The organism is Pseudoalteromonas sp. AOP7-A1-14, from assembly GCF_052376275.1.
Classification (GTDB): domain Bacteria; phylum Pseudomonadota; class Gammaproteobacteria; order Enterobacterales; family Alteromonadaceae; genus Pseudoalteromonas.
The window spans coordinates 1-8,491 of record NZ_JBQSVO010000143.1 but is presented as its reverse complement, the minus strand read 5'-3'; the positions used below and the strand labels follow the sequence as shown (position 1 = coordinate 8,491).

Here is an 8,491-nt window from a genome sequence, read left to right as displayed (position 1 = left end):
GGCACACCGTGGCAACCCAAGCAAAAAGACCGCGCTGCACTTGATTTACTCTCACAGCTTTATTTTTCAAATAATTCAGCTCTTTACCAGGAGTTAGTGGTAGATAAACAAATCGCGAGTCAAATGTTTAGCTATAATCCAGATACTAAAGATGCCGGTTTACTGCACGTATTTGTCAAAGTTGACAGCGAAAAAGACTTACTAAAAGCACGTGAAGCGATAAATCGAACGTATGCAAAAGCACGTACGGAGTTGGTGGATAGCCAAAAGCTTGCAGATTTAAAATCAAACCTTAAGTACAGTTTTATTAATGGTCTTGATTCATCGCAATCAATTGCGTCAACGCTTGCAAGCTACATGCACTTTGAGCGTGATCCTGAAGTTGTAAATCAGCTTTATGCAACGGCAGATAACATTACAGCAGAAGATATTAAAGCTATTGCTAATAAATATTTTGTCGATAGTAGCCGCACCACCGTTACTATGTCAGCACTTGATAAAGTATCAGGCTTTGAGCAAGGCGTTGACTTAAATACTTTAGTAGCTAGTAAACAAACAGTGAAAGAGCATCACTTTAAGGTGCTTGATAAAACAAATGACTCACCGCTTATTGATGTTAACTGGTTATTTCACACAGGCGCTGCTGCTGATCCAAAAGGTAAAAAAGGGGTGGCTGCGCTAACGGCAGCTATGCTTGCTCAAGGCGGTTCAGAATCGAAAAGCTACAACGATATTAAGCAAGCCCTTTACCCATTGGCTGGGAGCTTTAATTATCAGCTAGATAAAGAAATGATTTCTCTACAAGGGCGTGTGCATAAAGATAATGCAGTTCAGTGGTATGCACTCGTTAGTGAGCAGTTACTTAACCCTGGCTTTAGAGAAGATGACTTTAAACGAGTAAAGAAAGAGATAATTGATGGTATTAAATCAGGCCTTAAAGCATCTAATGATGAAGAGCTAGGTAAAGAAGTTCTTTATCACAAGTTATATCAAGGTCACCCGTATGAAAGCTATAACTATGGTGATTTATCTGATCTTGAAGCGCTCACGCTTGATGATGTAAAAGCATTTTATGCCAAAGAGTTTACCCAAGCTAAGCTTACCGTTGGTTTAATAGGTGCAGTACCACAGTCACTAAAAGCGACTATGTTTGATGACTTAAGTGATTTACCAAAAGGTGAGCAAAGTCGCTTATCAATCCCTGATGCGCCAGAACTTAAAGGGCATCATGCAACCATTGTTGAGAAGTCGGCACAATCTACTGCTGTATCGTTTGGCTTCCCAATTGATACAATTAGAAGCCAAGAAGATTGGACAGCACTTTGGTTAGTGCGCTCTTACTTTGGCGAACATCGCAGCTCAAATGCCTACCTTTATAATCGCATTCGCCAAACACGGGGTATGAACTACGGTGATTACGCATACATTGAGTACTTTCCTCGTGGTATGTTCCAAACTAAGCCCGATGCAAACTTAGGCCGTTCAGAGCAGATATTCCAAGTTTGGTTACGCCCATTGCGTTCAAATAATGATGCGCACTTTGCAACACGTACGGCTTTATTTGAACTAGATAAGCTGATCAAAAATGGCATGACAGAAAAAGACTTTGACGCAACGCGTAATTTCTTAATCAATTTTGTGCCGCAAATGGTCGCCAGTCAAAATCGTCAATTAGGTTACGCACTGGATAGTGAATTTTATAACACACAGTCGTTTGTAAAGTATGTAACAAGTAAGCTTGAAAAATTGACTGTTGATGATGTAAATCGGGTGATTAAAGATAACTTACAAACGAATGATATTCACTATGTATTTATCACCAATGACGGTAAAGATATGCAAAAACGCCTAGCATCAGAGCAAACTTCGCCAATGGTCTATAATGCAGAAAAACCAGCTGAATTAGTTGCCGAAGATAAAGTGATTGCTGATTACAAGTTAGCAATACCAGCTAAAAATATTGAAGTAATGGCTGTAGATAAGGTATTTGAATAAAGGTTATGTAAAAAGCCTATTCAAATAATTAAGTCAGCTATCGTTAAAGTGCCCCATTTATAGGGACACTTTAACGTTTATGCGTTTCGACATTGAATCAGCATTAATGCTTTTTCTAGTTGGTTATAACTAATAACTACAACAAATAACGACTGGGTTAACACATCTTGCTTTAAATCCGTTAAAATGAATCACAGTGTATATTTGTATTAATTTAAGGCCGTCCTATGCGTCATGAAATTTGGCAACAACTTCGCACAGAAGCAAATGAAGTCGTTACCCGTGAACCTTTATTAGCAAGTCATGTTTATTCATGTGTGCTTAATCATGAGTGTTTAGGTTCGGCATTAAGCTTTATTGTTGCTAATAAATTATCAGATGCGGTTGTTTCGGCTTTTACAATTCGTGAATTGTTTGATCAAGCTTTTGTTGAATGCGACCGTATGCTGACTCATGTTGCCCATGATATAAAAGCGGTTAAAGATAGAGACCCCGCAGCTGACACTTACTTAACTGTAATATTAAATCTAAAGGGCTTTCATGCAATTCAAGCGCATCGTTTGGCTAATTGTTTATGGCGTCAAAACCGTAAAGAGCTAGCTCGCTTTGTTCAAAGCCGTACATCAGAAGTATTTGGTGTTGATATCCATCCGGCTTGTCAAGTCGGTCATGGTATTATGTTTGACCACGCAACGGGTATTGTCATTGGCGAAACTGCGGTTATTGAGGATAATGTTTCCATATTGCAATCGGTAACACTAGGCGGTACTGGTAACGAAAAAGGTGACCGCCACCCTAAAATTCGCGCAGGCGTGTTAATTGGTGCCGGTGCTAAAGTGCTCGGTAATATAGAAGTTGGTGAGGGCGCGCGGATTGGTGCAAACTCAGTGGTATTAAACGCTGTTCCGGCTCATACAACAGCGGTTGGGATACCGGCTAAAATCGTTGGCAAGCCCGCTTGTCCTTGCCCTGCTAAAAGTATGAATCAAAACTTTTTAGAAGGTGGGGAGCCACAAAATGAATCTCACACGAGTGCGATGTTGTAATTCTGCTGTCATGTTTAAGGTAAAATAATGAATAGCCAAGTAATTACGCGATTACTAGCGTTTGCCGCTGGTGTGTTGGTAACGGCCAGCTATTTTATATTAACTGACAACAAAGACTTGTTAGGCTCACAAGTAGTCCCGCAAACAACAGTGCAGCAACCAGTCGAGACTTTGCAAAGCCCAGGACAAGCAGTTACGTCGCCTTCGGTAAAGACAGTCCTCACTGATGACAAACCTAGCGAAGATGAAGCGCGTAGCCAAGCCCAATTAAAAGCACAAGTTGCTGAGCTAGAGCAAAAATTGATACAGCAACAAAAACAAACTCAGCAATATAAAGCGCAGCTTAACCGTGTTTATAGTGAGCCCTCGGATTTACAGCAAGAGCTACAAGAGCGCTTTGAACAAGAGCCGCGTAATGATCTATGGGCATACAATGTTGAAACCGCAGTGAGTGACTTTTTGATCACCGCAGATCTGACCATAACTCCGATACTTGAAAGTGGTGAGTGTAAAACAACAGTATGTCAGTTCGAGTTAGTTACAGCTGAAGGTGAGCATGACTTTGATCACACTGCTTGGCGTGAGTTAAACGATAAGCTTATTAAGCAACCTTGGTGGCAGCAGTTTAAAACCAGTACTTCACATTCAAACGATAGTCATTACCGCTTCGTATTAAGCACTGAACAGTAGATACCTATGATGGGTATAAGCCTGGTTATTAAATTACCCGAGATTTAAGTTGCCCGTCACTTAGCTCTGTTATGAGTAGAGTGTCTTTTTCAATATCACTTACCGATTTAACGACCCTACCTTGCTCAGACTTTGTGATGCTATAACCGCGAGCAAGGACACTAAGCGGACTGACCGATTCTAACCGACTAGCTTGTAGTGCTAAGTTATTATTAGCGCTACTTAGCTGTTGATGTATTTGCTGGACTAGGCGGCTTTTAAGTTCAGTCAGTTGGTGTTTTGCATGGGTAAGCTTCCTATCAGGGGAATTTTTTATTAACCGGGGATGCAAGTTATTTATAACACGTTCTTGGTTGTGCAGGCGATTTATCATCGCTTGTTGTAAACTTAAGCTCAACTCATCTAAGCGTTGGGTTTGTTGGCTTAACTGGTTTCGCGGATGGCACAAGTTTAAGCGATGCTGTAAATGCACGGCTTGGCTACGATGTGCAGCTACGTTGTGACGAAATGCACTGATAAGCGCAGCAATTTTTTGTTGTACTTTACTGTGTAGCTCAATACTATTAGGGCTAATTAGCTCAGCCGCTGCAGAGGGGGTTGCTGCACGTATATCAGCTACATAATCGCTAATTGTAGTATCAATTTCATGGCCCACGGCGCTTACGATAGGAAGTTGACTGTCAAAAATAGCATGGGCAAGTTGTTCATGGTTAAAACACCATAAATCTTCTAATGAACCACCACCACGTCCTAGTATTAATACATCAACTTCGCTACGTTGATTAGCCATTTTTATTTTTTCAATTAATTGCTTATGGGCATCTTTGCCTTGCACCATAGCAGGGTAAATAATCACCTCCAGTTGAGGTGCGCGGCGCTTTAATACTGTTAAAATATCTTTAATAGCAGCGCCAGTGGCTGAGGTAATAAGACCCACTTTATTAATGCTTGTTGGCAGTGGTTTTTTATAGGCTGAGCTAAATAAACCTTGCGCAGCTAAGCGCATTTTTAGCTCATCAAACTGGGCCTTAAGTTGCCCTTCGCCAGCCGGCGCAATATGTTCAACAATCAGCTGGTAATCACCACGCGGCTCGTATAAAGAAACTCTTGCGCGAACAGTTACTTGTGCGCCGTTAGCAGGGCGAAAAGTTTGATTACGGTTATTACCACGCCACATTGCGGCTTTTACCTGAGCGCGGTCGTCTTTTAAGGTGAAATACCAGTGACCCGATGCCGGTGCTATAAAATTTGAGATTTCACCATTTAACATTAACGACGCAAAGCCTTTTTCGAGCACACTACGAATTTCCTTATTAAGGCGAGAAACCGTATAAACACCTTGCATTGAATTAGTTATAGCCATAAAAAGTCCCAAATAAATTAACGGGGGCTAGTTTATCATAAATATTTACGAAATCTTATTTACTCAGGCCCATAACGCTGATAAAATTTGGCCGCAATTCCTTATACAAGATCCACATGTGAGAAGTTGCCAAAATGCTTAGAATCGCTAAAGAAGCTCTTACCTTTGACGACGTACTATTAGTACCTGGTCATTCTACTGTTTTGCCTCATACGGCTAATATTTCAACTCGTTTAACGCGTGGTATCAAACTTAACTTGCCGCTAGTTTCAGCATCTATGGATACTGTTACCGAAGCTCGCTTAGCTATTGCGCTGGCGCAAGAGGGTGGTTTAGGTTTTATCCACAAAAACATGACCATTGAAGAACAAGCCAGAAACGTACGTAAAGTTAAAACGTACGAAGCGGGCATTGTTTCTTTTCCTGTGACAGTGACTGCGGATTTAACAATTGCACAAGCGGTTGCCCTTTCTGAAGAAAAAGGTTTCTCAGGTTTCCCCGTTACCGATCAAGACAATAACCTAGTCGGTATTGTGACTAGTCGTGATATGCGTTTTGAGACCAAACTAGAACAACCCGTTTCAACGGTAATGACTAAAAAAGAAAAGTTAGTCACTGTTAAAGAAGGCGCATCCCGTGAAGAAATCTTAGGATTAATGCACGAGCATCGCATTGAAAAAATTCTTGTTGTTGATAATGAATTTAAACTTAAAGGCATGATCACTGTAAAAGATTACCAAAAAGCCCAAGATAAACCAGATGCATGTAAAGATGACCAAGGTCGTTTACGTGTAGGTGCTGCGGTCGGTGTGGGCGATGGTACGGGTGAACGTATTGCAGCACTTGTTGAAGCCGGCGTTGATCTATTATTAATAGATACTTCACACGGCCATTCACAAGGTGTTATCGACCGTGTTGCTCAAACGCGCAAAGAATTTCCAGACTTACAAATTGTTGCTGGTAACGTAGCAACAGCAGAAGGGGCAATTGCCCTTGCAGATGCAGGTGCTGACGCTGTTAAAGTTGGTATCGGCCCTGGTTCAATTTGTACTACGCGAATCGTTACCGGTTGTGGCGTGCCGCAAATTACCGCAATTTCTGATGCTGTTGAAGCGTTAAAAGACCGCGACATTCCAGTGATTGCTGATGGTGGTATCCGTTTTTCTGGCGATCTTGTAAAAGCATTAGTTGCTGGTGCATCATGTGTGATGGTGGGTTCATTGCTTGCTGGTACTGAAGAAGCACCTGGTGAAGTTGAGCTTTATCAAGGTCGCTACTATAAATCATACCGTGGTATGGGTTCTTTAGGTGCGATGGATCAAAAAGAAGGGTCATCAGATCGTTACTTCCAAAAATCTAATCAAGCAGACAAATTAGTGCCAGAAGGTATTGAAGGTCGCGTGGCTTATAAAGGCCCAATAGCAACTATTATTCACCAACAAGTGGGTGGTCTGCGCAGTGCCATGGGTTTAACTGGTTGTGCAACCATTGAAGAGTTAAACACGAAACCACAATTTGTTCGCGTAACTTCTGCGGGTATGGGTGAGTCACATGTTCATGATGTGCAAATCACCAAAGAAGCACCTAACTACCGTTTAGGTTAATTAATATATAAAATATTGAAATTACTGGGCTAGCATTTGCTAGCCCTTATTTATTTTTACTCTTCCAAGCAGGAAGGGCAGCTGCTGACTAACGAGATAATCCATGAGCAAAGACATTCACGATTCACGAATTCTGATCTTAGATTTTGGTTCACAATACACCCAATTAATTGCCCGCCGAGTGCGTGAAATTGGCGTTTACTGTGAGCTATGGGCTTGGGATGTAACTGAAGAGCAAATTCGCGAATTTAATCCGCAAGGTATTATCCTTTCAGGTGGTCCTGAATCAACTACGCTTGAAAATAGCCCTCGTGCGCCTGAGTATGTATTTAACGCGGGCGTACCTGTGCTTGGTATCTGCTACGGTATGCAAACTATGGCGGCGCAACTAGGTGGTAATGTACATAGTTCTGATAAAAAAGAATTTGGCTACGCACAAGTTGAAAAAGTAGGCGATTGTGCGTTATTTGATGCTATTGAAGATCACATCACGGATGGCGGCAACGGCGTATTAGACGTATGGATGAGCCATGGCGATAAAGTGATGGACATCCCTGATTCGTTCAAAACAACGGCTAAAACTGCAACCTGTCCACATGCTGCTATGTCAAACGAAGAAAAACGATTTTACGGTGTGCAATTTCATCCAGAAGTAACGCACACTCATCAAGGGCTGCGTTTGCTAGAGCGTTTTGCAATTGATATTTGTGGTTGTGAAAAGCTCTGGACTGCGGCAAAAATTATTGACGACGCAATTGAACGCATCAAAGAAACTGTTGGTGATGAAGAAGTTATTTTAGGTTTATCTGGCGGTGTAGATTCGTCGGTTGTGGCGATGCTTATTCACCGCGCTATTGGTAAAAACTTAACATGTGTATTTGTAGATAACGGCTTACTTCGTTTAAACGAAGGTCAGCAAGTTATGGATATGTTTGGTAATAAGTTTGGCTTGAACATCATTAAAGTAGATGCCGAAGAGTTATTTTTAGAAGACCTTGCTGGAAAATCAGATCCAGAAGAGAAACGTAAAGCTATTGGTCATACTTTTATAAAAGTGTTTGACGAAGAGTCTAAAAAGCTTAAAAACGCAAAGTGGTTAGGCCAAGGTACTATTTACCCTGATGTAATCGAATCAGCAGCATCAGCTACAGGTAAAGCCCATGTAATTAAATCGCATCACAATGTAGGCGGTTTACCAGATGACATGGCGATGGGTCTTGTTGAACCTTTACGTGAGCTATTTAAAGATGAAGTACGTAAAATTGGTCTAGAACTGGGGTTACCGTATGATATGCTTTACCGCCACCCATTTCCTGGGCCTGGTTTAGGTGTACGTGTACTTGGCGAGATCAAAAAAGAATACTGTGACTTACTACGCCGTGCGGATGCTATCTTTATTGAAGAGCTACACAAAGCTGAGCTTTATCATAAAGTGAGCCAAGCGTTCACGGTATTCTTACCGGTTAAATCAGTAGGTGTTATGGGTGATGCTCGTAAATACGATTGGGTGGTAAGCTTACGCTGCGTAGAAACAATCGATTTTATGACTGCTCGCTGGTCACATTTACCGTATGAATTCTTAGGTGTGGTTTCAAACCGTATCATTAACGAAATAGACGGGATCTCTCGTGTTGTTTACGATATTTCAGGTAAACCACCGGCAACGATTGAGTGGGAGTGACCGGTACTACAGACGAGTAACGTCTGGTAATACTTATCAGTAACAGAATAAGTCTCAAAGCCCAGCGTTCTCGTTGGGCTTTTTGCTTGTGTAGTAGAGTAAGTTTGATTAT

General features: G+C 41.5%; 6 protein-coding genes. 5 read left to right on the top strand and 1 reads right to left on the bottom strand.

From position 1 onward, the window contains the following. The 3 genes from ACT3RM_RS16140 to ACT3RM_RS16130 form a co-directional block, all read left to right on the top strand. The coding region (locus ACT3RM_RS16140; RefSeq protein ID WP_441993306.1) for a M16 family metallopeptidase at positions 1-1,995 on the top strand (1,995 nt) is incomplete at its 5' end. A gap of 227 nt (positions 1,996-2,222) precedes the next feature. Then, positions 2,223-3,041: a serine O-acetyltransferase gene (gene cysE, locus ACT3RM_RS16135; RefSeq protein WP_441993304.1), complete on the top strand. Its 819-nt coding sequence runs from the start codon at positions 2,223-2,225 to the stop codon at positions 3,039-3,041. 27 nt (positions 3,042-3,068) lie between these two features. Then, complete coding sequence (locus tag ACT3RM_RS16130) at positions 3,069-3,731, top strand: hypothetical protein (RefSeq protein ID WP_441993302.1); 663 nt, start codon at positions 3,069-3,071, stop codon at positions 3,729-3,731. Positions 3,732-3,759: 28 nt separating this feature from the next. Here the strand turns inward: ACT3RM_RS16130 and xseA are convergent, their stop codons facing one another. Next, complete coding sequence (gene xseA / locus ACT3RM_RS16125) at positions 3,760-5,094, bottom strand: exodeoxyribonuclease VII large subunit (protein WP_441993300.1); 1,335 nt, start codon at positions 5,092-5,094, stop codon at positions 3,760-3,762. Between the two features lie 134 nt (positions 5,095-5,228). Here xseA and guaB point away from each other — a divergent pair, with 134 nt between their 5' ends. Both guaB and guaA read left to right on the top strand, forming a co-directional pair. After that, positions 5,229-6,698: an IMP dehydrogenase gene (guaB, locus tag ACT3RM_RS16120; protein ID WP_441836550.1), complete on the top strand. Its 1,470-nt coding sequence runs from the start codon at positions 5,229-5,231 to the stop codon at positions 6,696-6,698. A gap of 103 nt (positions 6,699-6,801) precedes the next feature. Beyond that, positions 6,802-8,379, top strand: coding sequence for a glutamine-hydrolyzing GMP synthase (gene guaA / locus ACT3RM_RS16115; protein ID WP_441836551.1), 1,578 nt, complete (start codon positions 6,802-6,804; stop codon positions 8,377-8,379). Positions 8,380-8,491 lie beyond the last annotated feature (112 nt).

Excerpts from the sequence above, each read along its gene's own strand:
- ACT3RM_RS16130 (WP_441993302.1), top strand. The coding sequence starts at position 3,069 with ATGAATAGCCAAGTAATTACGCGATTACTAGCGTTTGCCGCTGGTGTG.
- cysE (WP_441993304.1), top strand. The coding sequence starts at position 2,223 with ATGCGTCATGAAATTTGGCAACAACTTCGCACAGAAGCAAATGAAGTC.
- xseA (WP_441993300.1), bottom strand. The coding sequence starts at position 5,094 with ATGGCTATAACTAATTCAATGCAAGGTGTTTATACGGTTTCTCGCCTT.
- guaA (WP_441836551.1), top strand. The coding sequence starts at position 6,802 with ATGAGCAAAGACATTCACGATTCACGAATTCTGATCTTAGATTTTGGT.
- guaB (WP_441836550.1), top strand. The coding sequence starts at position 5,229 with ATGCTTAGAATCGCTAAAGAAGCTCTTACCTTTGACGACGTACTATTA.